Here is a 22,516-nt window from a genome sequence, read left to right as displayed (position 1 = left end):
GATGAAAAGAAGAGTATTATCTCTCATTTTAGTCCCGTTTCTTCTTTTTTACGCCCTTCCGGTAGGAGCAGTTGAAAAAGAAGAACGCAAATGGCAGGATGAGACCATTTATTTTCTAATGGTCGATCGCTTTAATAATGGGGATATGAGCAATGATAAAAATGTAAACACGGAGGACCCGAAGGCCTATCAGGGCGGGGACTTCCAAGGAATCATTGATAAGCTGGATTATATTAAGGATATGGGTTTCACTGCCATTTGGCTGACTCCTATCTTTGATAATCAACCCATGGGCTATCATGGTTACTGGATCACAGATTTCTATAAGACCGAAGAACATTTCGGCTCGATGAAAACATTCAAGAAGCTGGTGGATGAAGCACATAAGCGGGATATGAAAGTCATGCTGGATTTTGTGGTGAACCATGTCGGACCGGAGCATCCTTGGGTCAACGACCCGGATAAAGAGGATTGGTTCCATGACAAACAGCCGATGAACTTTAATAATGAAGAAAGTCTTCAAAATGCGTGGTTATATGACCTTCCCGATTTAAATACAGAAAATCCCGAAGTGAAAAGCTACCTGTTTGATGCTGCCAAGTGGTGGATCAAAGAAACCGATATTGATGGTTATCGTCTGGACACAGTGCGTCATGTCCCTCAAGAGTTCTGGGACGAATTCAGTGAAGAGGTGAAGTCAGTCAAGGATGACTTTTACCTGTTGGGGGAAGTGTTCGACCGAGATCCGGAAAAGATTGCTGCCTACAATGATGCAGGGATAGATGGTTTCGTCAATGTCCCTCAGGCAGAAGAAATGCGTACCGTTTTCCAGAAGCCGGATACCTCCATGGAGCGGTTATTCAATTTTTGGAAATACAATAAAACCTATTATGATAATCCATATTTAATGGGTACCTTCATTGATAACCATGATATGGAACGCTTTACTAGAATGATTGTTCAAGAGAAGCTATTTCCGGGTACGAGATGGAAGCTTGCTCTGACCTATATGTATACAACTCCAGGTATTCCAATTGTTTATTACGGATCGGAAATCGCCATGGACGGGGGCAACGATCCTGACAACCGCCGCTTTATGAATTTCAGGGCGGATGAAGAACTGATTGATTACATCAGTCGTCTTGGGGAGATCCGTCAAGAATACCCATCATTGACAAGAGGGGATATCGAACCTCTCTACAATAAAGATGGGATGGGGATCTTTAAGCGGACGTACGAGGATCAAACAACCGTTATAGCGATCAACAATTCAAGCGAAACACAGAATGTTCAATTGACAAAAGAAGAACTGGCGGATAACCATGAATTAAAGGGGTTAATCGGTGATGACCTTGTCCGCAGTGATAAAGAAGGAAATTATCATCTCGTCCTTGACCGTGAAGAAGCAGAGATTTACTTGCTTAAAAACAAAAGTGGGCTGAATTATCCTTACCTAATCACACTTGGGATTATGTATGTCTTATTTCTTCTATTCCTCTATCTTGTATGGAAACGGGGAAAAGGAAAGAAGCAGCAATGATAGTTGCGGGGGATCTGATACAGGATCCCTGCTGTCATTTTCAAAAATAATAAATTGGAAGCGTTTTAATTAACGGAAAGCATCCCGTGCAGGGACTAAGCTTTTCTAAAAAGGGGGGGTGGAATGAATGGCGGTCACCATAAAGGATGTGGCAAAGCTTGCGAACGTGGCACCATCTACGGTTTCGCGGGTTATTGCAAATAATCCAAGAATAAGCGAAAAAACAAAACAAAAAGTACGGGAAGCGATGGAGCAGCTGGGGTATCACCCTAATTTCATCGCAAGGAGCCTGGCAAATCAGTCGACTCAAGTGTTAGGACTTGTATTACCGGGTTCGGCCAGTACTTTTTCACAAAACCCATTCTTTCCGACGGTATTAAGGGGTTTAAGTGAAGGGGCACAGGAAAAACAGTATGCCCTTCAAATGTCTACAGGTCAATCCGAAGAGGAGATATATGACGGGGTTGTCCAGATGGTCCAGGGTGGACGTGTTGATGGGATCATCCTGCTTTATTCAAAGGTAGAAGATAAAGTAATGAATTATTTGAAGGATCGGGACTTCCCCTTTGTCGTTGTCGGAAAACCTTATAAATATTGTGAAGAAATCACTCATGTGGACAATGATAACTTCCGGGCGACGAAGGAAGTAACGGATTACCTCTTGGAACTTGGGCATGAATGCATTGGATTTATCGGTGGTGACCTTAATCTCGTCGTGACGGTTGAGCGTTTGTTAGGATATGAAAAGTCCCTTAGAAATGCAGGGATCGATATGAATGACGATTACATCATCCATGAAGAATTTCTTCGTGAAGGAGGACGTGAGGCAATCAATGAGCTCATGCAGCTGGAAGATCCCCCGACGGCACTCGTGGTGGCAGATGATTTAATGGCTCTTGGTGTATTGAACACTCTTGATGAGATGGGAATCCGAGTACCTGAAGATATCTCCATTGTCAGCTTCAATAATGTACTCCTTGCCGAGATGTCACGGCCGCCGCTCACATCGGTGGATATCAATATATATAATCTTGGGAACGAGGCAGCGAAAAGCCTGATTCAAAAGATTGAAAACCCGAAAGAGCCTATCAAAAGGATCATCGTCCCGCATCATATTGTGAAGCGATGTTCATGTAGTGAACGAAAAGTGAATGGATAATGGAAAGCGACTGAAACGCGTGATGGCCCTATAACAGAGCATCAGCCTTCAGCCGCTTTTTTTTATCCGTTGATGACGGTCCCTCCATTTATATGAATCATCTGTCCTGACACATAGCTGGAATCGTCACTTGCCAGGTACACGTAGGCAGGTCCTAATTCAAATGGCTGTCCTGCCCTTCCGAGGGGTGTGTTTCCTCCAAATTCTGAAACCTTCTGAGAACTGAAGGTAGATGGAATCAGAGGTGTCCAGATCGGCCCTGGAGCTACTCCGTTCACTCTAATACCATCGGATGCAATATTCTCCGAAAGCGATCGGGTGAAACTGACGATGGCACCTTTGGTGGAAGAGTAATCGATGAGATCCTTATTGCCTTTATACGCCGTGATCGAAGCCGTGTTAATGATCGAAGCACCTTTCTTAAGATGAGGAAGAGCGGCTCGGGTCAAGTAGAACATAGAAAATACATTGGTTTTAAAAGTGCGCTCCAGCTGCTCATCGCTTATATCCGTCAGGCCATCCTGTGGATGTTGTTCAGCCGCATTATTCACAAGGATATCAAGCTTGCCGAACTCGGAGATCGTTTTATTCAGAATGTCTTTGCAAAATGTGGAGCTTCCGATGTCCCCGGGGAAAAGGATGCACCTGACTCCTTCAGCTTCTACCAATTCCTTCGTTTTATTAGCATCCTCATGCTCATCTAAGTACGATATGGCCACATGGGCACCTTCCCTTGCAAAGTACCAGGCAACCGAACGACCAATTCCGCTGTCGCCGCCGGTAATGAGGGCGACCTTCCCGTCTAACTTGCCGCTGCCTTTATAATTTTGATCCGTATGGATAGGTTGGGGGTTCATTTCATCCACTGTACCGGGCTGGTGATTCTGATGTTGAGGTGGAAATGTCTGCTTTTGATTTTGCTGTTGTTGAGACAATGAAAACACTCCTTTTAAGGTATAGGTTATCTTAGGATAGTGTTTACCCGGAAAAAATTATTATTAACGTGATTTTTGGGTATGGGTGGTGTAAGTAGCATAATTGGGCTAGGGGTTTTCAGTGATAACGATGTGTGGGGGAGGAATCCAGCCGATGTTGAAGGGAATCCGGCGGGTTTGTTTAAAGATCCGGCCATTTTCCGATGGAATCCAGCGGGAATAGCAAGGAATCCGACCGTTTTCATCAAAGATCCAGCCAATTAACAAATTCTACCACCATCATCTCAGCATCATAAAAAAACAGGCTCCTGCCAAGAGGAGCCTGCCTGTCATTATTCATTTATTTCTCATTCATCAACCCGACGGCTTTATAACCAATCATATTTAACAACCCTTTTGGTGAAGAAAAGGGAGGGGCATAGCAGGTTTCGATTTCCTGGAGATCTGTAACCGTCAATCCACCGTATATGGCAGTGGCCAGGATGTCGATTTGTTTATCGACACCTTCACCCCCTACCACATTACCACCAAAGATCTTACCTGTATCAGGACAGAAATGAACCCTTACATAAACATCCTGAGCACCAGGGTAGTATCCGGCGTGGGATTTTCCTTCGTGAACAGCCGTTTTATAGGCGTAGCCCTTGTCCTTTAACTCTTTCTCACCCAATCCCGTTGAAGCGATGGAAAGTTCGAATACTTTCGCGATGGCTGTTCCGAGCATTCCCTTAAATGGGACAGGGTTTCCCGATAGATGCTTTGCGATGATGTAGGCTTGCCGGTGGGCTGGCCAGGCAAGCGGGACTTGTTTAGGCGTACCGTCAATGAAATCAATGGACTCGACAACATCCCCAACGGCATAGATGCAGGGGTCATCCGTTTGCATGTACTCATTGGTCACAACCCCGCCTGATTCCCCGATGGATAATCCGGCTTTATTTGCCAGTTGGTTTCGTGGCTTCACTCCTACAGAAAGGAGGATGAAATCGGTTGGGAACGTTTCGCCGCTCTCCAGCTTCAATGTACACTCCGGTAGTACCTCTTTCAGACCATCATTTGTGAACAGCTTAACATCCTGCAGGGTGATATGATCCTGCAATAGCTTAGCGGTTTCATCATCAATAATGCTGATGACATGTTGTGATCGTTCGACGATGTTCACCTTCATCCCGAGATGAGTGAAGTTTTCAGCCATTTCCACCCCGATGAATCCACCGCCTATGATCGTGCATGTTTCAGGCTTTTCTGTTTCTAAGAATTGTTTGATTCTATCCATGTCTTCAACGGTTCTGAGATGGAAAGCAGGGATTTGCTGAAGACCGGCTATGTCAGGGAGAAAAGGAGATGCGCCTGTGGCGATGACCAGGTAATCATATGATTCCTCATAATCGCTGTTGCCGCCATGATCCCTTATAAGTAACGTTTTTTTGTCACGATTGATTTGTAACGCTTCATGATGCATTCTGACATCGATGTTCTTTTTCGTATGTAAACGTTCAGGAGTCGCTGCAAACAGACTTTCACGGTCCTTGATCACATCTCCCAAATAATAGGGCATGCCGCATGCACCGTAGGATAAGTACGATGTTTTCTCAAGAAGGATGATTTCAATCTCACTGTCGACTTTCCTGATTTGGGATGCCGTTGTGGCACCGCCGCCGACGGCACCTATAATGATGACTTTTTTCTTCATGTTTTTCCTCCTAAATTGAAAGAAGTCTAATGGAATTATTGTACCCATTAGACTTCTTTGAAAAACCGTTTTAACGGAAGTTTACGTATTGTACATCAATAGATAAGTCGGCTTCGCGGATGGCTGCGATGATCTTTTGAAGATCATCCTTACTTTTTCCGGTTACGCGTACTTGATCATCCTGTACTTGACTCTTTACCTTCACGCCGGAATTCTTGATGATGGTGTTGATTTTTTTTGCGTTTTCTTTGTCGATTCCTTGTATAAGCTTCGCACGCTGACGGACTGTGCCGCCTGAGGCACCTTCAAGCTTGCTGTAATCCAGATTTTTAACCGGGACATTACGCTTGATCAGTTTGCTTAGAAGGACGTCTTTCAACTGATTCATTTTGAACTCATCATCTGAGACAAGGACAATTTCCTCACCGTCCAATTTTATGTCACTCTTGCTTCCTTTGAAGTCATAACGTGTTTGTACTTCCTTCAGTGCAATTTGAATCGCATTGCTTACTTCCGACATATCAACTTTGGATACGATATCGAATGAACTTTCCTTTGCCATATGTAACCCCTCCATACTTTTTCCTTCTTTCATTATAGACAAGCTGTGTGGGGACATACAACTTCTTTATCGGGTGGAAGTGGATTTTTTATAAAGGTTGAGAGGGTAAGTCGAGAATATATGAGAAACGTCTAAACTTTTTCATGGGAGTTGAAATGAGGCTGTTTTCGCAAAGATTGTTGCGATTCGTATCCAAACTAAGATTTTCGATGCTCTGTCATTTAGGTTGTGGTGAAGGAGGGTGAAGGGAACTGCTCCGCTTTCCACGGACGTTTCGTCAGCCGAGGAGGCTCATCGCCAGCCCCGCGGAAAGCGAGCACCTATAGCCGAAATCAACCGCCACTCGCTACATCCAAAAGCAACAATGTTTACGAAAATAGCCTAAAATAAAAAAGGCACGGCCTCATGAAGAGCCCGTGCCTTCTTCCAGTCCATCCCTTACAGATGGTCCGTCTTCTTAGAGTATTGATTTTTTCCTGCTTTTCGGTTCACTTCTTTGATTTTATTTTTCTCCTGGCGCAGGGCATTGTTGTCTCTGGCCTTTTTTTCGTTATCAGAAGTATGTGACATGGTGATGCTCCCTTCCATATTGGATCTCCCTTTTAGTATGAGGAGTAGGAGGGGAGTTTATGAGTGTTGATTCAGGAAAAATATGGCTAAGGTTCCTGTCCCTGTATGAGATCCGATGGCACACCCGATAATACTAATATATACGTCTTTCGGTGAGAATTTTTCCTGAATGAGTTTTTTCATCTCAAGAGCGAGTTCTTTGTCATCACCGTGACTGATGGCGATGACCTGGTTGGAAAGGTCTTCACCGCGTTCTTCCATTAAGTCAAGAATGCGTTTAAGAAGCTTCTTTTTTCCACGCATTTTTTCAATCGGTACGAGCTTCCCATCTTCAACATGCAAAAGAGGTTTGATGTTCAACAGCCCACCCAGAAAGGCAGAGGCTTTTGAAACGCGGCCTCCTTTAGCGAGATATTCTAAATCTTCTACGGTAAAAAGATGTTCCATGTGCTCTGAGTTGAACCTTGAGGCTTGTATGATTTCTTCCTTTGTACCTCCATTCTGGAGAAGTTCAGCTGCTTTCATGACGACCAATCCGTAGCCAAGTGAGGCGCATTTTGAATCAATGATGGTCAAGTCGAGATCCGGATAGTCCTCTTTTACCTGGTCGCGGATCATGACAGCTGTTTGATACGTCCCTGAAAGTTGGGAGGAGAAAGCGACGTAAATGCCTGACTGATTTGATTCTGCAAGCTCAGTGAACCTTTTTAAAAAAAGGTCGGGTGATACTTGAGACGTTTTCGGCATATGGCCTTCCCTGATTTTGTTGAATACCGTTTCGGGTTCGATGGTGATCAAATCCTCGTAATCTTGACCATCTATATGTACTTTAAGGGGCAGAAGCTCTATGTTGTGTTCCTTGAAATAGGCAGCTGGAAGATCGCTTGCACTATCGGCAAATAATTTAACTGTCATTCTCATCATCCTTTGACTGGTCTTATAGTTTCAGTCTAGCTACTTTTGATGAAAATAACAATCGATTAACCATGAATTTATGATAAAAAGATGATTAGCTGGGGGAGTTTAGTTAAGATATAATGTGGAACATAGAAAATAACAACTAGATGCAGGAGGTATGTGTATGTCCAGAGATCATGTTCAACTAGAAGCTAAGAAATTTGTCGTGGTTTTGGTCGGATCCCTGTTAGGGGCCATTGCCATGAATTTCTTTCTTATACCAGCAAACGTATATGCCAGCGGCTTTACGGGACTTGCCCAGTTGCTGTCAAGCGTACTGAAGGAATTTGCACCGTTCAATATTTCAACAGGTATATTATTATTCATCCTTAATATTCCGGTAACCATTCTGGGATGGTTGAAGGTGGGCCGTTCCTTCACTGTTTATAGCTTTATTTCGGTATTTTTGACTTCCTTTTTTCTGGAAGTGATACCGGTCATTAAATTATCACCGGATATCCTTCTTAATGCCGTATTCGGTGGGGTCATTGCTGCGATTGGTGTCGGGATCACGTTGAAATGGGGGGCGTCAACTGGGGGGATGGACATTATCGCCATGATTCTCTCCAGAATGAAAGATAAGCCCGTGGGGTCTTATTTCTTCTTGATGAATGCTGTTATTATCACGTCTGCAGGCTTCCTTTACGGATGGGAAAAAGCACTATATACATTAGTCACATTGTATGCCTCTACACGGGTAATCGATGCCATTCATACCCGTCATGAGAAGCTGACGGCCATGATCGTCACGAAAAAATCAAATGAATTGAGGGAAGCCATTCATTCCAAATTGGTGAGGGGAATTACCACATTACCCGCCAAAGGGGCTTTTTCTGGTGAAGATAAAGAAATGTTGATCATCGTCATTTCAAGATATGAATTATATGAGCTGGAACATACCATCAAGGACGTAGATCCCAATGCGTTTACGAATATCGTCCAAACAACCGGGATATTTGGGTTCTTTAGAAAAGATTAGATTCTTATATTTAACAAATACTAAAGGTGAACCTAGATAGAAAGGGGCATCACCTTTGAAAACGATACTGTATATACTTTTCAGTTCTATCCTGTTTATGTCTTCATCACTGACCGCTTATGCCGGAAGAGTACCTTTGATTTATTCAGTAGATGCGCTTCCTGGAGAAGAAGGAGTCGAAATCCAACTGCTCCTTTACAATAATAGTGAACGAGACATGAGCATCACATTCCCTACAAGTCAAATGTTTGACTTTACCATCAAAAATGAGAAGGGAAAAGTGGTATATCGATACAGTGTGGGGAAATCATTTTTACAGGCTTTTCAGACCATCGAATTGAAAAGGGGCGTTACGAAGATCTGGAAAGAACGATGGGATTATGTTCACGGAGGGAAACGCGTGCCGAAGGGTGACTATACAATTGAAGCGGTGCTAATGGGTGAAGACATGAGTGGTTTCAGTCACCCTTTACGCGCAACTGCTGCTTTTCAAATACCTGAAGAAAATCCCTCTTTCAGAAATGTGAAATTTCGAGAAATCAAAGGGGTCTATACAATCAGCGGGCAAGCCCGTGTATCGAATGGAAGTTTCTATTATTCAGTGGAAGATGGGCATAGAGTGCTTATCTCAGAAACATTGCATAAATTGAATAAGGAAGCGCCTAACTGGTCGGAGTTTGCCATCGTTCTTAAAGAAGTGAAAGGGAAAAGCGGTCAATTGATATTGAGTCTGTATGAGCGGGATGATGGGGATGGAAAGATCATTCATCCATATGTGATAACGATGCCATGAATAACAGGGTTGTCCATAGTGGGCAACCCTGTCTTGATGTTCGTTATGATAGGCGGTTTAACTCATCTTGAAGAGCATGAAGCTGCTTTTGTTCTTCAACATTTGAATTCGCATAAGCAGAAGACAAAGCATTCTTTGCTTTATCAATGGACATTTGAGCATTTTGCCCCGAACTGCACGCCTGTTTGGCAGAAGAGACAGCGCTGCGGGCTTGTTGAAATAATGGATTACTCATTACTCAAGGCCCCCTGATTCACTGGAAGCAAGCTTCTTCGCCTCGGCTTCAGCATACGTGAGATGATACGGGATTCGCTCATCATGTTTTGATACAGCAATTTTACCTTGTTGTACAAATCGTTTTGATTTATTTCTACCCATCACTACCACCCCTTTTGCAAGTTGGAACGCAGAGTCGCGTTCTTTACTAGTATGGCTAACAAAGGGGGATCATACAGTAAGAAGATATACCCACCACTGCCAAAAAAGTTAAAGGTCGAAGCGTTTTTGTAAATAGCGGCCGATCCCGTCCTCTTCATTTGAAAGTGTCACTTCATTTGCAATATCCTTCAGTGGATCTATGGCATTTCCCATGGCGACACCAGTCCCGGCGTATTCAAGCATTTCAAGATCATTGTCTTCATCCCCGAATGCGATGATCCTTTCTTTCGGGATGTTTAATGAGGAAGCTACCCGGTCGATACCCACCGCTTTATTCAAGCCGGTCTTAACGATTTCGATAATATGCCAAGGAGCGGCCCACCGGCGATGATCGATTAATTCGGCATGAACGTCATCCAAATGTGCACGAATCTCTGCAACATCTTCTTCCTCGGCATGGATGAGCATGGAGGTGGGATGATCTGACAGTACATTGCGAATGTCACCAGTAGAGATGGCTGGATTCCCCATCATGAAGACATCGATGATCTTCTCATCATGATAATGGAGATAAACATCATCCATCACTTCTGCAACAATGTTGCGAAACTTAAATTCTTCACATGCATCGATGATTTGTTTCGCCACTTTTAAATCCATCGGTTCGTGGTACAGGCCCCAGGATGGATCGGATGGGTGATGTACGAAAGCACCATTGAAGTTAACGATGGGAGTCTCAAGCTGCAATTGTTGATAATATAATTCACTCGCGCGGAAAGGCCTTCCCGTTGCGATCATCACTTCATGCCCTTTGAGGCGTGCTTTTTTCAGTATATCGTGGGTTTTTGGTGAAATTTTCTTCTCATCGGTTAATAATGTTCCGTCAAGATCCAGAACAATCAGGTGTTTTTCTTGTGAGTTCATCAATTCAAATCCCCAATCTTATTGGTTTAAGGCTATTCTAGTGTATCGTGACAACTTGAACGCTGTCCATATCCTGTTTATTGGCTTTAAAGAATGTTTACAAACGCTTACGATTTAAATATTATACATACTACCAAATCTAGGATATCATAGTAAAGTGAAATGCAGTCAGGAGGGGGAGGACAAACATGATTCTAGTCGATAAGTCAATATTTCAGAAAATCCCATTTCTTCATCTTGTAAAGGAAGAGAACATAGATAAACCGCTGCCCACATGCTTTTTCATTCATGGCTTCACGAGTGCGAAAGAGCATAATCTTCACTACGCCTATCTTCTGGCGGAGAAAGGATTCAGGGTGATCCTTCCCGATTGCTTAGAGCATGGAGAACGTACAACAGGGAAATCCGAATATCAATTAGGAGAAGTCTTTTGGAAGATTGTTTTGAATACAATTCATGAAATATCGATCTTAAAAGGACACTTTGAAGAAAAAGGCCTCATCCTTCCGAATGGAATCGGAGTTGCCGGTACGTCCATGGGAGGGATCGTGACATTAGGTGCCCTGACACAATATCAGTGGATATCCTCTGCCGTTTCGTTGATGGGTAATCCTACATATGTAAAGTTTGCAGAGGCACAGCTGTCACAAGTAGCATCTTTAGGATATGAAATACCTTTCAGCGAAGAGGAAATCGATCAAATGATGAAAGAACTTGCACGCTACGATTTAAGCCTTCAACCTGAAAAGCTTGAGGGAAGGCCACTCATGTTCTGGCATGGGAAACGGGACAAAGTTGTACCGTTCAATCTGACCCGGGAATTCTATGAAAGCATTTTACCTTATTATGAAAGTAATGAAGATCATTTGCTCTTTATTGAAGATGATAAAGCCGATCATAAGGTGTCGCGGGAAGGCGTATTACAACTCGTCGAGTGGTTTAGTAAGCATCTATCAGCTTAACCTTTTGTTTTATACCTGGTTATTTGTTAAGATGAGTAGTGAAAATGGATAAAAGACAAGCATAAAGGAGTGATTAGCATGGACCAAGACCTTAAAGATAACATGATGGGTGCATTGGAACAGGTTGTCGACCCTGAATTAGGAATAGACATTGTTAATTTAGGTTTAGTATATGATGTTGATCTGGATGAAGAAGGGAAGGCGACGGTCACCATGACATTGACGTCAATGGGATGCCCACTCGCCGGAACCATCGTAGATCAAGTGAAAACGGCACTCAGGGATATTCCTGAAGTTAAAGAAACTGAAGTAGACATCGTCTGGAATCCACCATGGAGCAAAGACAATATGTCCCGATATGCGAAGATTGCATTAGGCATACGTTAATAACTGAAATACATGAAAATCCCCATGGGGCAACTGTTGCCCCATGGGGATTTTCATGATTAATTGATTCGGCAAATCGAAACCGGACAATGTTCACAGTCGATTTCATCCTTCAGATAATCAAGGTCCAGGATGGTGATATATCCTCTTTCTGTAACAAGCACATTCTCTTTCTTTAAGTCACTCAACATCCTGTTCACAACTTCCCTGGATGATCCGCAGAAGTTCGCCAATTCCTGATTGGTTAATGGGAAATCAATCAGAATGCCCTTTTCAACGTCTTTACCATAACTATTGGTCATTCGGATCAGGGTAGAATACAGGGCACCTTTTTTTCCATGTAGGATGAGGTCGCGGAATTTTGTCTGATTTTGATGATTTTGATGCTGGATCCATTTCAGCCATGCAATCGTCAAATCACCGTTCTGGGAAAGCTTCTCTTCAAAGACTTCCTTCCCTAATACAAAAATGTCAGAATCCTCAAGTACCTTGGCACTGAGCATATAGGTAGCATCTTTGCAAAACAACGTTAACTCGCCGATGACATCATCGCTTGAACAGATGCGGAGGGATAATTCGCGTCCATCAGGAATGACTTTACTGATTTGAACGCGACCTCTCTGGATTAAATATAGCTCGTGGGCCGATTTCCCTTCCTGAAACAAAAATCGTCCTTTTTTAACCTTTCTAATGTTGTTTTTCTCAATAAATAATTGCTTTATCCCAATTGGAAGTTCAAGATTTTCACTCATGAGATCACATCATTTCCATCATAATGTCTTATTATAATATCTTAACAAAGGCACCGGACGGATAGAAGAGGACTAAGCGAAAATAAGAACAGCCGCACCGACGACAGCACAGTAAATGGCAAAATATTTCAAGTTCCCTTTAGCCATGATATTCATGAACCATTTCAAGGAGAAGTAAGAAGCAATCAGAGAAGCTACGAATGCTACTAAGTAAGGAATCGCCATGGTTGCTAAATTTTCATCATTCATCAGATCAGTGATTCCGAATACCATGACTCCTACACTCACGGGAATATAAAGCAGGAATGAGAAGCGCAAAGCTGTTTCTGCTTTCATTCCACTAGCCATGGCAGCTACGATGGTTGCGCCTGATCGACTGATACCAGGAATGAGGGCTACCGCCTGTGCAAGTCCGATGACGATGGCATCTTTCACATTCAAGTCTCCATCATTCTTTCTTCCTCTAAGGTTACGGATTAACCAAAGTGCGATACCTGTGATAATTAGAGTAATTCCTACAGTATAAATACCTGTTAAATGCTTCTCGATCACATCACCGAATAATACACCAATTACCCCTGCAGGGATTGTCCCGATCAGTAAGTAGACAATGAAATGGAAGTCACGCTTCGTTTCAGGTGTTTTATGTTTGAAATAGCCCAATCCATTTACGATCAGACGGAATATATCTTCACGGTAAATAATGAGTACAGCAAGCAATGAAGCGGTATTGACGAGCATTTCGAACGTCAGGGTAGCGTCTTTGATGCCAAGAAAATGTTGAGCGAGCAGCAGATGTCCACTCGATGAAATCGGGATAGGTTCTGTAAACCCTTGAAAAATCCCTAAAAATAAGTATTTCATGATCAGAAAAAAATCCATTGTATATCCTCCAAGCTTTTATTCTCCACATTTTTTAATTTAACACCATAAAGGGAAAGACTGTAAAGCCTTTTTCCCAATGTTAACCGAACCGTAACGTGTTTATCATATTTATCCTTCATCTGGCATGCATGAAAGAACCGGCTTGTAGAAAAATAGGAAGGAAGCATCGCTTCGAAAAAGGAGGGGTAATATGGGACAGTCACGACAATTCAGGGCCGGGGAAAAAGCGCCTAATAATGGTGAGTATATAGAAATCGGTGAAACCGGAAGCATGGTGAAAAATCCGCAAAAACTGCGCTTGAAAGCAGGGGACAGGTTTCCTGAGAACTCCAATCATAATCGTCTTTGGTCGTATATGAGAAAGCCATAAACAAGAGGAACAAGGGTGCTTCGTAATCAAGAGGTTTCCTTGTTCCTTTTTCTTTCCTTTTTTTCGTATAAACCGATATAATGTCATTAAGGTCAATAAAGGTCAAATGCGAGGTGGAATATGATGGATTTTGATAATATGACTCACAGCATTCAAGAAGGATTGGTGTCTGCGGGGCAATCGGCCAAAGAAAAGCTACATACAGATGTAGGCACCCTTCATTTATGGAAGTCCCTGTTAATGTCAGAAGACAGCTTCCTCGGTACCATATATGATCGGGCTGGGCTAAACGTTCACGGCATGGTGGAATGGATTCATGAGAAGTTGAACGATAGTCCTTCTGTAGAAGGGGAAGGGGTCCAATATGGGCAGTTTTTTTCCAGGGATATTCATCAACTTTTGCAGGACAGTGAGAATCTGAAGAACAAGTGGGGAGATGACTATATATCAATTGAACATCTTGCCCTGTCCATTTGGAAACAGAAGAAACATCCCATTACAACCTACTTAATGAACCATGGAATACTCGAAAAAGAATTAATCGAAATCATTGAAGAAATTAGAGGAGGGAGCAGGGTGACGACACAAAATCCTGAAGTGAAGTACGAAGCGTTAAAAAAATACGGAAGAGATCTTGTGGCAGACGTGCGTTCAGGAAGGATCGATCCGGTGATCGGAAGGGATAGTGAAATTCGTCATGTCATACGTATCCTTTCACGGAAAACAAAAAATAATCCGGTCCTGATCGGTGAGCCTGGTGTAGGAAAGACGGCCATCGTTGAAGGTCTTGCACAAAGAATTGTCAGAAAGGACGTTCCGGAAGGTTTGAAAGATAAGACCATTTTTGAATTGGATATGAGCTCATTAGTGGCGGGAGCCAAGTTCAGGGGGGAATTCGAAGAGCGTCTGAAGGCCGTATTGCAAGAGGTAAAAAAGAGTGAAGGACGCATTCTTCTGTTTATTGATGAGCTTCATACCATTGTTGGAGCAGGGAAAACCGAAGGAGCCATGGATGCAGGGAACATCCTGAAACCGATGCTTGCAAGGGGAGAACTACATTGTATCGGGGCAACCACCCTCAATGAATACAGAAAGTATATCGAAAAGGATCCCGCCTTGGAGAGGCGCTTTCAGCAGGTTCTTGTTCAGGAGCCGGACGTAGAAGATACGATTTCCATCTTGAGGGGCTTAAAGGAACGGTTTGAAATCCATCATGGTGTCAATATTCATGATCGTGCCATCGTGGCTGCATCCAGACTGTCCGACCGCTATATATCTGACCGGTTTCTGCCTGATAAAGCGATCGACTTGATCGACGAGGCATGCGCGATGATCCGAACCGAAATCGACTCGATGCCTTCAGAGCTAGATGAAGTGACCCGTAGAGTGATGCAGCTTGAAATTGAGGAAGCTGCATTGAATAAAGAGAAGGACTCAGGAAGTCTTGAACGTCTTGACCGTATTCGTGAAGATTTAAGCAATCTCAAGGAAAAAGCGAATAGCATGAAATTAAAATGGCAACAGGAAAAAGAAAGTATCGCAGTCGTTCAGGAGAAACGGGAAGAACTTGAAAAACTTCGTCGCCTGTTAGAAGAAGCCGAAAGTGATTATGACTTGAATAAAGCCGCCGAGCTAAGGCACGGGCGGATTCCGGCAATGGAAAAAGAGCTCCAAAGAGTAGAACAGGAAATGATGAAAGAACAGGAAGGACGTCTCTTGCGGGAAGAAGTGACAGAAGAGGAAGTGGCCAACATTGTGGCGAGATGGACCGGTATCCCTGTGACCAAGCTTGTAGAAGGTGAAAGGGAAAAGTTGTTGAAGCTTGATAGCATACTCCATGAGCGGGTGATCGGACAGGATGAGGCTGTCCAACTGGTCAGTGACGCGGTCATCCGGGCAAGGGCAGGGATCAAGGATCCGAACAGACCAATCGGTTCATTTATTTTCTTAGGTCCAACAGGGGTTGGAAAGACCGAGCTTGCTAAGACCCTTGCTCAAACGCTGTTTGATAGTGAGGAGCAGATGATCCGAATCGATATGTCTGAATACATGGAGAAACATGCGGTTTCCCGGTTGATCGGTGCACCTCCGGGTTATGTTGGCTATGAAGAAGGCGGTCAGCTGACAGAAGCAATCAGGCGTAAGCCTTATTCCGTCATTTTGTTGGATGAAATCGAAAAAGCACATCCGGAAGTGTTCAATATTCTTCTGCAGATGCTCGATGACGGTCGCATCACTGATTCACAAGGCAGGACGATTGACTGTAAAAATACAGTGATCATTATGACTTCCAATATAGGTTCTGCTCATCTCTTGGAACGTAACAAAGGAGAAGAAGAGATTGATTCAGAAACGAAGGACCTGGTGATGGGACAGCTGCGCACTTCATTCCGACCTGAATTTCTTAACCGGGTGGATGACATCATCCTGTTCAAACCACTGAGTATCGAAAATATAAAAGGGATCATCGATAAGCTTATAGAAAATCTTCAACACCGGGTGCAGGATCAGCATATCACGCTTTCTCTCACAGAAGGAGCGAAAAACTTTATCGCTCAATCCGCATATGATCCGGTTTATGGTGCGCGTCCTTTAAAAAGATACCTCCAAAGGGAAATCGAGACGAAACTCGCCAGGGAGCTGATTGCCGGGAACATACGAACCGGCCAGATCATCACCATCGATGCAGTGAAAGATGGATTAATAATTCAATAAAAAAAGCAGCCGAATATGGCTGCTTTTTTTAATGGTTTTCAACAGGCTCGTTTGGAATAACAAGCGTGATAAGGAATACCAATACCGCGAAACAAACGGTAAGGATCAATCCTGTTTGAAAATGGAATTCGATTCCATTCATAGAGCTCACAACGTAAGTCAACATTTCAGACAATGCAAAAGCCCAGAAGAACATCCAAAAAAATCTCACGCCAAGTCACCTCATTCCTATGTAATCAACTAAAGTCTTTGTATGTTGTAACCCATTTCAATCTTTTATATTCTATCACAGCTGAATCAATTAATAAATGGCGAATCTGTGAAATGTAACCCCTGTCATCATGAGGGAGTTTGTAAATAATAGGGTACCAATGGGCTATCTCCCTTACCTTTACGGATTCCTAACATAAACTATAGAGACCTACTATGTAAAAGGAGAAATTTGAATGTATCAGCGATTGTTTCAATTAGAGCAAGAGTGGTGCATGATTCATTATCCTGAACGCCCGAACGGATTCGCTGTAATGATCATTGGGGATTCCCATCACTACGTAGACGGGAAAAGCAGCTTTTGGGTTCAGCATGAAGCGCGGTATAAGTGGATTCAAGATCTGACTTCCAAAGGGTATATTGTGTATTATAGTAATCTTTATGGAGCGAACTGGGGTAGCGATCAAGCCGTTCAACTTGCCAGGCGACTTTATCAACACGTGAAGCGAAATGAAATCATCAACGGAAAGATCCACATTTTGGCTGAAGGTATGGGAGCGTTAGTATTAAAGAAACTGTATCCGAAATTGGAGAACGATATTCGCAGTGCTGTCATGCTCTCACCCTGTGTGTCATTATACGATCATCTGGAACAAGAGAAAGAACAGAAATTCTTTTATAAGAAAGTGATTAAAGAGCTATCACAGGTTTTGAAGGTAAAGGAGGAAGAGTGTGAAGCCTTCATCTTACAACGATCCCGGGACTACGAAATATTCAAGGCAATGTCCATCCCACTTTATATCGTTCAGTCAATGACTCTAAATCGTTATAAAAACCAATTCACTCTCATAAAAGATATATATACGGAGCGTTTACAAAAAGGAACCCATACAGACCTTTTCATTGTACTTCCTGAGAAACGTGGTTCCCTTGGAAGAAAGTTTTCCTCTTATTTCTCCTTACATGAGAAAGAGTTATAACAAATATATTGGAGTGATTGACTTGGATCATGCATTCGTATTTGCTGCTCAACAATTCCTGGGATTTGAACTCTGTAATGCTCTGCTGGAAAAAGGATGGACTGTGACCGCTATCGATGAGAAGAAAGAGTTAGCGGATAAATGGATGGAAATTGGAAGGAACGCAAACGTTGAGTACGTACCTTATAGTGATTGGGATAAGAACGTCCGATCAGGGTGCAATGTTTTCCTTCCTTATTATGATGGTGTTAAGGGACGAGAGCTAGAGTACCTGACGGAAGTGGATCTCTTGCTTACAAAAATGGACCAACCCCCCCATATGATTCGAATATATTCGAATGAGTTTGAGGAACGGGGCGTCGGGTCAGATGGAGCCGCCTTTCACCTTCCAACTTTATATGGGATTCATCAGCCCCGGCAATTTTTGTTTGCACAGTTGTTAATGGGGAAGAAAGAAATCTTGGATTATGCGGATGATCCTTCCGGTGCAATATTTGTGAAAGACGCAGCCAGAATGATAGTAAAGCTATCAAACAAGAAAGAAAGATTCACATTAAAATCTTTATCAGAACAAAGTTGGTCTGAAGCTCTATCGTACGTAACCGAGGAAAATTTCTCACCCGAACTCCGTCAAGACGGATCAGGGAGAAATGAGATCATTGTAAGGCCATCCAAGTCCCATAAGAGCATCATTGACCAGCAGCTAAAGGGAATACAAATGGATGAAATTCAGTAGTGAGAAAAAATTTTTCTTTTCATGAGGATGAGAGTGAGGGTAAAATAGGGATGATGTAATAATTTTCTATTGTACTTTTTATAGATGCTGCACGGGCTTTAAAGGAGTTGCTGCATATGAGGAAGATAATCTTCGCGTTTTTCTTAGTCGTTCTGATTGGACTGAGTGGTTGTTCAGGAGGAAATAACGTAGAAATAGAAAAGGTCGGTTTACTGGTTCCTGAGGCAGTGAACGATGGAGTATGGGGAACAAAAGGATACAAAGGTTTATTAAAAATACAATCCGATTATAATGCAGATGTCTTCTATAAAGAGGGAATGAAGAATGATACATCAATCCAGCAAGCAGTAGAGGAATATGATGAAAAAGGGGTTACTTTAGTGTTTGGTCACGGAAGTGAGTATGCTGAAGTATTCAACAACATGTCCGGGGAACATCCCGATATTCATTTTGTCAGCTTTAACGGGAATGCGACTGAAAAAAACACGACAAGCCTCCAATTCAAGGGGTATGCGATGGGCTTCTTTGGAGGCATGACAGCAGCCTTTCACTCTAAGACGAATAAGGTCGGTGTGATTGCCGCCTTTGATTGGCAGCCAGAGGTTCAGGGCTTTATAGATGGAGCGAACTACCAAAATAGTGATACAGAGCTAGAAGTAAAGTACATTAATCACTGGGATGATGAAGCTGCGGCTCTCCAGGAGTTGGACCGTATGATAAAAGAGGATATCGATGTTGTGTATCCTGCCGGTGACGGATATAATGTAGCTGTAATCGAAAAGCTGAAGGAAAAGGGGCTTTTTGCCATCGGGTATGTATCCGATCAATCGGATCTCGGGGAATCAACTGTCTTGACAAGCACGGTTCAGCATGCTGATAAGCTTTATGAAATCGTCGCCGAAAGGTATGCCGGGGACAAGCTTAAATCAGGTAACCTGGAATTTGATTTCGAAGACGGTGTCATCTCCATGGGGAAATTCAGTCCCGTCATTCCTGAAGATTTTCAAGCTGAAATGAAGCAGCACATAAAGAACTATATCGAGACAGGCAAATTGCCGAATGGAAAGGAATCGAAGCAATGAATCAAGATAAGACAATGGAATTTATGCAGATTGCCATGAAATACTTCCCGGAAGCAAAGGAACAGTTGGATCAAGCGGGCGTTGAGTTCTCACCTGAAATGTTACAGCCTTTTATGACGCTATTCACTAAAGTCATGAGCGAAGCCTATGAATTAGGAAAACAGGACGCCTTACATAAAGAGTAAGTTTACAAAGACGGATCACCGAACTATTCGGTGATCCGTCATTTTTGTGTTTTAACCACATTATTTACTATTCCATTGTTTTAGGAATGGACTGATTTTCTTATAGAGCGGCATTAATTCATCGATGGAATTCATAATGGAATGCACCCCGTCAAGTATGGATTCACCGTCAGCCGCAGTATTTTGTTCTTCCCGAGTAGGAGAATCTTCTATCTTTTTTTCTCTTCCACCATACATCATCCGGTTAAATGGGTGTTGCTTTCGTTCTTCAGACACATTCTCACCCCCTCAGCCTATCCTATGTCAGGGAAGGTTGTACGAGTATGGTCAAACGTGTAGAAAAGGGGAATAAGTAAAAAATAATTGCAGAATGAAGAAATTTTCGATAAAATTAGTACCAAGTCATAATAATTGATAATAAACGTAAAGTATATGAAAAAAATAAACGAAAGTAGGGAACGCCAGTATGAATACAGGTATTATTGGAATTGGACGTTATCTTCCTGAAAAAATCTTGACAAACGCCGACCTTGAGAAAATGGTGGATACTTCTGATGAATGGATCCGTACCAGAACAGGCATTGAAGAGAGAAGAATAGCAAATAATGAAACAAATACCTCTGATATGGCTTTCGAAGCTGCTAAGAAGGCAATCGCAGATGCAGAGATTACTCCTGAAGAGATTGATATGATCCTGGTTGCAACGGTCACCCCTGATTATCCATTCCCTTCAGTTGCCTGTCTTCTACAAGAGCGATTGGGAGCTAAAAAGGCTGCAGCCATGGACATCAGCGCCGCTTGTGCCGGCTTTATGTATGGTATGATCACGGCAAAGCAGTTTATTGATAATGGAGCGTATAAACATGTCCTCGTCGTCGGGGTGGAGAAATTATCCAAGATCACGGATTGGGAAGACCGCAATACGGCCGTATTATTCGGTGACGCTGCAGGTGCCGCGATTCTTGGACCGGTTCCGGACGGAAAGGGCATCCTTGCTTTTGAATTAGGTTCTGATGGTTCAGGGGCGAAGCACTTATATCAAGATGAGAAATTAATCATGAATGGCCGGGAAGTGTTTAAGTTTGCTGTTCGCCAGATGGGAGAATCAAGCATCAATGTCATTGAAAAAGCAGGATTGAAGAAAGAAGACGTTGATTTCCTGATTCCTCATCAGGCAAATATCCGGATCATGGAAGCGGCAAGGCAACGGTTGGAACTACCGGTAGAAAAGATGTCCAAGACCGTCAATAAATATGGAAATACATCAGCCGCCTCCATTCCAGTATCATTAATCGAAGATCTGGAAGAGGGAAGAGTGAAAGACAACGATGTCGTCGTCATGGTAGGATTCGGTGGCGGATTAACATGGGGCGCAATCATCATGCGCTGGGGTAAATAATACAAGATAATGACAACTTCAACTTCAGATAAAGGAGATGTTCTTTCAATGAATAAGAAACGTGTAGTCGTGACAGGCTTGGGAAGCGTCACGCCGTTAGGTAATGATGTTGAATCAACGTGGTCGAATATAGTAGCCGGAAAAACGGGTGTCGGACCTTTAACGCGCTTAAATGCCGATGAGTATCCTGCGAAAGTGGCAGCAGAATTAAAGGACTTCAACATAGAAGATTTCGGGGTGGAAAGAAAAGAAGCAAGAAAGATGGACCGCTTCACTCACTATGCAATTGCGGCCTCATTAATGGCGGTAAAAGATTCAAAGCTCTCCATTACAGATGAAAATGCTCATCGGGTAGGGGTGTGGATCGGATCAGGCATCGGGGGAATGGAAACATTCGAACAGCAGTACGAAACATTCCAGAAGCGCGGTTATCGCCGTGTCAGTCCGTTCTTCGTACCGATGATCATCCCTGATATGGCTGCCGGACAAGTGTCCATCATGCTAGGGGCAAAAGGGTTCAACTCATGTACCGTAACCGCTTGTGCAACAGGTACGAATTCGATCGGAGATGCCTTTAAGGTCATTCAGCGTGGAGACGCTGACGTGATGGTTTCTGGTGGAGCGGAAGCACCGATCACGAAAATGTCTGTTGCTGGATTCTGTGCAAACACAGCTCTTTCCACAAACGAAGACCCTGAAAAAGCTTCAAGACCATTTGACGCAAACCGTGATGGTTTTGTAATGGGAGAAGGAGCGGGGATCGTGGTTCTTGAAGAACTCGAGCATGCCATAAAACGAGGTGCGCCTATCTACGCTGAAATCGTCGGGTACGGATGTACCGGAGATGCCTATCACATCACTGCACCGGCACCAGCTGGAGAAGGCGGAGCCAGAGCAATGAAAATGGCACTTGAAGATGGTGGCATCCTTCCGGAACAGATGGATTACATCAATGCTCACGGAACAAGTACTCCTTATAATGACAAATATGAAACGATGGCAGTGAAAGAAGTATTCGGTGAGCATGCGTATAAACTTGCCATGAGCTCGACGAAATCCATGACCGGTCACCTTCTCGGCGCTGCAGGAGGGGTGGAAGCGATTTTCACTGTCCTTGCAATGAAAGACAGTATCCTGCCTCCGACAATCAATATTGAAACACCTGACCCGGATTGTGACCTTGACTATGTTGCAAACGAAGCAAGAAAACAAGAAGTCAACGTAGCCATGAGTAACTCACTCGGCTTCGGTGGTCACAATGCGACCATCGTATTCAAGAAATATCAAAGTTAATAATGAAAGAGGCTGGGACAAAACCCTCCTCTGAAATGAAAAAGCCGGTGAAATTTTACAAAAAGTAAAA

General features: G+C 43.2%; 26 protein-coding genes. 14 read left to right on the top strand and 12 right to left on the bottom strand.

Annotated features, from left to right (window positions below; translation table 11 throughout):
- The first annotated feature begins 1 nt into the window (after position 1).
- Both SLH55_RS21755 and SLH55_RS21750 read left to right on the top strand, forming a co-directional pair.
- Positions 2-1,540 carry an alpha-amylase family glycosyl hydrolase gene (locus SLH55_RS21755; RefSeq protein WP_219166966.1) on the top strand — a complete coding sequence of 513 codons (1,539 nt, stop codon included), beginning with the start codon at positions 2-4 and terminating at the stop codon, positions 1,538-1,540.
- Positions 1,541-1,667: 127 nt separating this feature from the next.
- Entirely contained in the window at positions 1,668-2,699 is a 1,032-nt protein-coding gene (locus tag SLH55_RS21750) for a LacI family DNA-binding transcriptional regulator (protein ID WP_219166965.1), read from the top strand.
- Positions 2,700-2,761: 62 nt separating this feature from the next.
- Here the strand turns inward: SLH55_RS21750 and SLH55_RS21745 are convergent, their stop codons facing one another.
- From SLH55_RS21745 to SLH55_RS21725, 5 genes are all read right to left on the bottom strand, one after another.
- On the bottom strand, positions 2,762-3,634 hold the full coding sequence (locus tag SLH55_RS21745) for an SDR family oxidoreductase (protein ID WP_219166964.1): 873 nt from the start codon (positions 3,632-3,634) through the stop codon (positions 2,762-2,764).
- 340 nt (positions 3,635-3,974) lie between these two features.
- Complete coding sequence (locus SLH55_RS21740) at positions 3,975-5,327, bottom strand: CoA-disulfide reductase (protein ID WP_320324439.1); 1,353 nt, start codon at positions 5,325-5,327, stop codon at positions 3,975-3,977.
- Between the two features lie 70 nt (positions 5,328-5,397).
- The gene (locus SLH55_RS21735) at positions 5,398-5,889 is read right to left on the bottom strand and encodes a YajQ family cyclic di-GMP-binding protein (RefSeq protein ID WP_206852629.1); all 492 of its coding nucleotides are present in this window, start codon (positions 5,887-5,889) and stop codon (positions 5,398-5,400) included.
- Positions 5,890-6,327: 438 nt separating this feature from the next.
- Positions 6,328-6,459 (bottom strand): DUF3941 domain-containing protein, encoded by a 132-nt coding sequence (locus SLH55_RS21730; RefSeq protein WP_206853045.1) that lies wholly within the window; start codon positions 6,457-6,459, stop codon positions 6,328-6,330.
- A 57-nt stretch (positions 6,460-6,516) separates the two neighbouring features.
- Entirely contained in the window at positions 6,517-7,374 is an 858-nt protein-coding gene (locus SLH55_RS21725) for a DegV family protein (protein WP_320324438.1), read from the bottom strand.
- Positions 7,375-7,540: 166 nt separating this feature from the next.
- Between SLH55_RS21725 and SLH55_RS21720 the strand changes: the two genes are divergently transcribed.
- A complete protein-coding gene (locus SLH55_RS21720) occupies positions 7,541-8,395 on the top strand; it encodes a YitT family protein (RefSeq protein ID WP_226676673.1) in 855 nt (284 codons plus the stop codon).
- Between the two features lie 55 nt (positions 8,396-8,450).
- Positions 8,451-9,188: a BsuPI-related putative proteinase inhibitor gene (locus SLH55_RS21715; protein WP_320324437.1), complete on the top strand. Its 738-nt coding sequence runs from the start codon at positions 8,451-8,453 to the stop codon at positions 9,186-9,188.
- A 43-nt stretch (positions 9,189-9,231) separates the two neighbouring features.
- Here SLH55_RS21715 and SLH55_RS21710 read toward each other — a convergent pair whose 3' ends face one another.
- The 3 genes from SLH55_RS21710 to SLH55_RS21700 form a co-directional block, all read right to left on the bottom strand.
- Entirely contained in the window at positions 9,232-9,423 is a 192-nt protein-coding gene (locus SLH55_RS21710; protein ID WP_219166959.1) for a DUF3813 domain-containing protein, read from the bottom strand.
- On the bottom strand, positions 9,423-9,566 hold the full coding sequence (locus SLH55_RS21705; protein ID WP_219166958.1) for a hypothetical protein: 144 nt from the start codon (positions 9,564-9,566) through the stop codon (positions 9,423-9,425). The genes SLH55_RS21710 and SLH55_RS21705 overlap by 1 nt, the downstream gene beginning before the upstream one ends.
- Before the next feature lie 108 nt (positions 9,567-9,674).
- Positions 9,675-10,490, bottom strand: a complete 816-nt coding sequence (locus tag SLH55_RS21700; protein ID WP_219166957.1) for a Cof-type HAD-IIB family hydrolase — start codon at positions 10,488-10,490, stop codon at positions 9,675-9,677.
- 188 nt (positions 10,491-10,678) lie between these two features.
- Between SLH55_RS21700 and SLH55_RS21695 the strand changes: the two genes are divergently transcribed.
- Both SLH55_RS21695 and SLH55_RS21690 read left to right on the top strand, forming a co-directional pair.
- Positions 10,679-11,452 (top strand): prolyl oligopeptidase family serine peptidase, encoded by a 774-nt coding sequence (locus tag SLH55_RS21695; RefSeq protein ID WP_219166956.1) that lies wholly within the window; start codon positions 10,679-10,681, stop codon positions 11,450-11,452.
- Between the two features lie 78 nt (positions 11,453-11,530).
- Positions 11,531-11,839 (top strand): metal-sulfur cluster assembly factor, encoded by a 309-nt coding sequence (locus SLH55_RS21690; protein WP_060670294.1) that lies wholly within the window; start codon positions 11,531-11,533, stop codon positions 11,837-11,839.
- Positions 11,840-11,898: 59 nt separating this feature from the next.
- Here SLH55_RS21690 and SLH55_RS21685 read toward each other — a convergent pair whose 3' ends face one another.
- Positions 11,899-12,591, bottom strand: a complete 693-nt coding sequence (locus SLH55_RS21685) for a Crp/Fnr family transcriptional regulator (protein WP_219166955.1) — start codon at positions 12,589-12,591, stop codon at positions 11,899-11,901.
- Positions 12,592-12,663: 72 nt separating this feature from the next.
- Complete coding sequence (locus tag SLH55_RS21680; protein WP_320324436.1) at positions 12,664-13,473, bottom strand: undecaprenyl-diphosphate phosphatase; 810 nt, start codon at positions 13,471-13,473, stop codon at positions 12,664-12,666.
- Between the two features lie 193 nt (positions 13,474-13,666).
- On the opposite strand from SLH55_RS21680, the gene SLH55_RS21675 reads away from it, so the two are divergent.
- Together SLH55_RS21675 and clpB are read left to right on the top strand one after the other, a co-directional pair.
- A complete protein-coding gene (locus tag SLH55_RS21675) occupies positions 13,667-13,846 on the top strand; it encodes a YjzC family protein (RefSeq protein WP_034763424.1) in 180 nt (59 codons plus the stop codon).
- A 123-nt stretch (positions 13,847-13,969) separates the two neighbouring features.
- Positions 13,970-16,561 carry an ATP-dependent chaperone ClpB gene (clpB, locus tag SLH55_RS21670; protein ID WP_320324435.1) on the top strand — a complete coding sequence of 864 codons (2,592 nt, stop codon included), beginning with the start codon at positions 13,970-13,972 and terminating at the stop codon, positions 16,559-16,561.
- Between the two features lie 28 nt (positions 16,562-16,589).
- On the opposite strand, the gene SLH55_RS21665 is transcribed toward clpB, so the two are convergent.
- Positions 16,590-16,772, bottom strand: a complete 183-nt coding sequence (locus tag SLH55_RS21665; protein WP_219166952.1) for a DUF2929 family protein — start codon at positions 16,770-16,772, stop codon at positions 16,590-16,592.
- A gap of 235 nt (positions 16,773-17,007) precedes the next feature.
- On the opposite strand from SLH55_RS21665, the gene SLH55_RS21660 reads away from it, so the two are divergent.
- The 4 genes from SLH55_RS21660 (at position 17,008) to SLH55_RS21645 (ending at position 19,754) form a co-directional block, all read left to right on the top strand.
- Positions 17,008-17,751 carry a hydrolase gene (locus tag SLH55_RS21660; RefSeq protein WP_219166951.1) on the top strand — a complete coding sequence of 248 codons (744 nt, stop codon included), beginning with the start codon at positions 17,008-17,010 and terminating at the stop codon, positions 17,749-17,751.
- A gap of 22 nt (positions 17,752-17,773) precedes the next feature.
- Entirely contained in the window at positions 17,774-18,487 is a 714-nt protein-coding gene (locus tag SLH55_RS21655; RefSeq protein WP_219166950.1) for a hypothetical protein, read from the top strand.
- A gap of 116 nt (positions 18,488-18,603) precedes the next feature.
- Complete coding sequence (locus SLH55_RS21650; RefSeq protein WP_219166949.1) at positions 18,604-19,569, top strand: BMP family ABC transporter substrate-binding protein; 966 nt, start codon at positions 18,604-18,606, stop codon at positions 19,567-19,569.
- Positions 19,566-19,754 (top strand): ComZ family protein, encoded by a 189-nt coding sequence (locus SLH55_RS21645; protein ID WP_219166948.1) that lies wholly within the window; start codon positions 19,566-19,568, stop codon positions 19,752-19,754. The genes SLH55_RS21650 and SLH55_RS21645 overlap by 4 nt, the downstream gene beginning before the upstream one ends.
- A 60-nt stretch (positions 19,755-19,814) precedes the next feature.
- Here the strand turns inward: SLH55_RS21645 and SLH55_RS21640 are convergent, their stop codons facing one another.
- A complete protein-coding gene (locus SLH55_RS21640; RefSeq protein ID WP_320324434.1) occupies positions 19,815-20,030 on the bottom strand; it encodes a hypothetical protein in 216 nt (71 codons plus the stop codon).
- A gap of 190 nt (positions 20,031-20,220) precedes the next feature.
- On the opposite strand from SLH55_RS21640, the gene SLH55_RS21635 reads away from it, so the two are divergent.
- Both SLH55_RS21635 and fabF read left to right on the top strand, forming a co-directional pair.
- The gene (locus tag SLH55_RS21635; protein ID WP_219166946.1) at positions 20,221-21,153 is read left to right on the top strand and encodes a beta-ketoacyl-ACP synthase III; all 933 of its coding nucleotides are present in this window, start codon (positions 20,221-20,223) and stop codon (positions 21,151-21,153) included.
- A 48-nt stretch (positions 21,154-21,201) separates the two neighbouring features.
- A complete protein-coding gene (fabF, locus tag SLH55_RS21630) occupies positions 21,202-22,446 on the top strand; it encodes a beta-ketoacyl-ACP synthase II (protein WP_219166945.1) in 1,245 nt (414 codons plus the stop codon).
- Positions 22,447-22,516 lie beyond the last annotated feature (70 nt).

The sequence above is a fragment of the Rossellomorea sp. YZS02 genome (genome assembly GCF_033963925.1).
In the GTDB taxonomy this organism is placed as follows: domain Bacteria; phylum Bacillota; class Bacilli; order Bacillales; family Bacillaceae_B; genus Rossellomorea.
This window is presented reverse-complemented; position numbering and strand designations above follow the sequence as displayed.

What these genes read in the sequence shown, in the direction of transcription:
- SLH55_RS21705 (WP_219166958.1), bottom strand. Translation starts at nt 9,566, where the DNA reads ATGGGTAGAAATAAATCAAAACGATTTGTACAACAAGGTAAAATTGCT.
- SLH55_RS21700 (WP_219166957.1), bottom strand. Translation starts at nt 10,490, where the DNA reads ATGAACTCACAAGAAAAACACCTGATTGTTCTGGATCTTGACGGAACA.
- SLH55_RS21675 (WP_034763424.1), top strand. Translation starts at nt 13,667, where the DNA reads ATGGGACAGTCACGACAATTCAGGGCCGGGGAAAAAGCGCCTAATAAT.
- SLH55_RS21695 (WP_219166956.1), top strand. Translation starts at nt 10,679, where the DNA reads ATGATTCTAGTCGATAAGTCAATATTTCAGAAAATCCCATTTCTTCAT.
- clpB (WP_320324435.1), top strand. Translation starts at nt 13,970, where the DNA reads ATGGATTTTGATAATATGACTCACAGCATTCAAGAAGGATTGGTGTCT.
- SLH55_RS21755 (WP_219166966.1), top strand. Translation starts at nt 2, where the DNA reads ATGAAAAGAAGAGTATTATCTCTCATTTTAGTCCCGTTTCTTCTTTTT.
- SLH55_RS21635 (WP_219166946.1), top strand. Translation starts at nt 20,221, where the DNA reads ATGAATACAGGTATTATTGGAATTGGACGTTATCTTCCTGAAAAAATC.
- SLH55_RS21730 (WP_206853045.1), bottom strand. Translation starts at nt 6,459, where the DNA reads ATGTCACATACTTCTGATAACGAAAAAAAGGCCAGAGACAACAATGCC.
- SLH55_RS21680 (WP_320324436.1), bottom strand. Translation starts at nt 13,473, where the DNA reads ATGGATTTTTTTCTGATCATGAAATACTTATTTTTAGGGATTTTTCAA.
- fabF (WP_219166945.1), top strand. Translation starts at nt 21,202, where the DNA reads ATGAATAAGAAACGTGTAGTCGTGACAGGCTTGGGAAGCGTCACGCCG.
- SLH55_RS21720 (WP_226676673.1), top strand. Translation starts at nt 7,541, where the DNA reads ATGTCCAGAGATCATGTTCAACTAGAAGCTAAGAAATTTGTCGTGGTT.
- SLH55_RS21690 (WP_060670294.1), top strand. Translation starts at nt 11,531, where the DNA reads ATGGACCAAGACCTTAAAGATAACATGATGGGTGCATTGGAACAGGTT.
- SLH55_RS21725 (WP_320324438.1), bottom strand. Translation starts at nt 7,374, where the DNA reads ATGACAGTTAAATTATTTGCCGATAGTGCAAGCGATCTTCCAGCTGCC.
- SLH55_RS21740 (WP_320324439.1), bottom strand. Translation starts at nt 5,327, where the DNA reads ATGAAGAAAAAAGTCATCATTATAGGTGCCGTCGGCGGCGGTGCCACA.
- SLH55_RS21685 (WP_219166955.1), bottom strand. Translation starts at nt 12,591, where the DNA reads ATGAGTGAAAATCTTGAACTTCCAATTGGGATAAAGCAATTATTTATT.
- SLH55_RS21660 (WP_219166951.1), top strand. Translation starts at nt 17,008, where the DNA reads ATGTATCAGCGATTGTTTCAATTAGAGCAAGAGTGGTGCATGATTCAT.
- SLH55_RS21735 (WP_206852629.1), bottom strand. Translation starts at nt 5,889, where the DNA reads ATGGCAAAGGAAAGTTCATTCGATATCGTATCCAAAGTTGATATGTCG.
- SLH55_RS21650 (WP_219166949.1), top strand. Translation starts at nt 18,604, where the DNA reads ATGAGGAAGATAATCTTCGCGTTTTTCTTAGTCGTTCTGATTGGACTG.
- SLH55_RS21710 (WP_219166959.1), bottom strand. Translation starts at nt 9,423, where the DNA reads ATGAGTAATCCATTATTTCAACAAGCCCGCAGCGCTGTCTCTTCTGCC.
- SLH55_RS21645 (WP_219166948.1), top strand. Translation starts at nt 19,566, where the DNA reads ATGAATCAAGATAAGACAATGGAATTTATGCAGATTGCCATGAAATAC.
- SLH55_RS21750 (WP_219166965.1), top strand. Translation starts at nt 1,668, where the DNA reads ATGGCGGTCACCATAAAGGATGTGGCAAAGCTTGCGAACGTGGCACCA.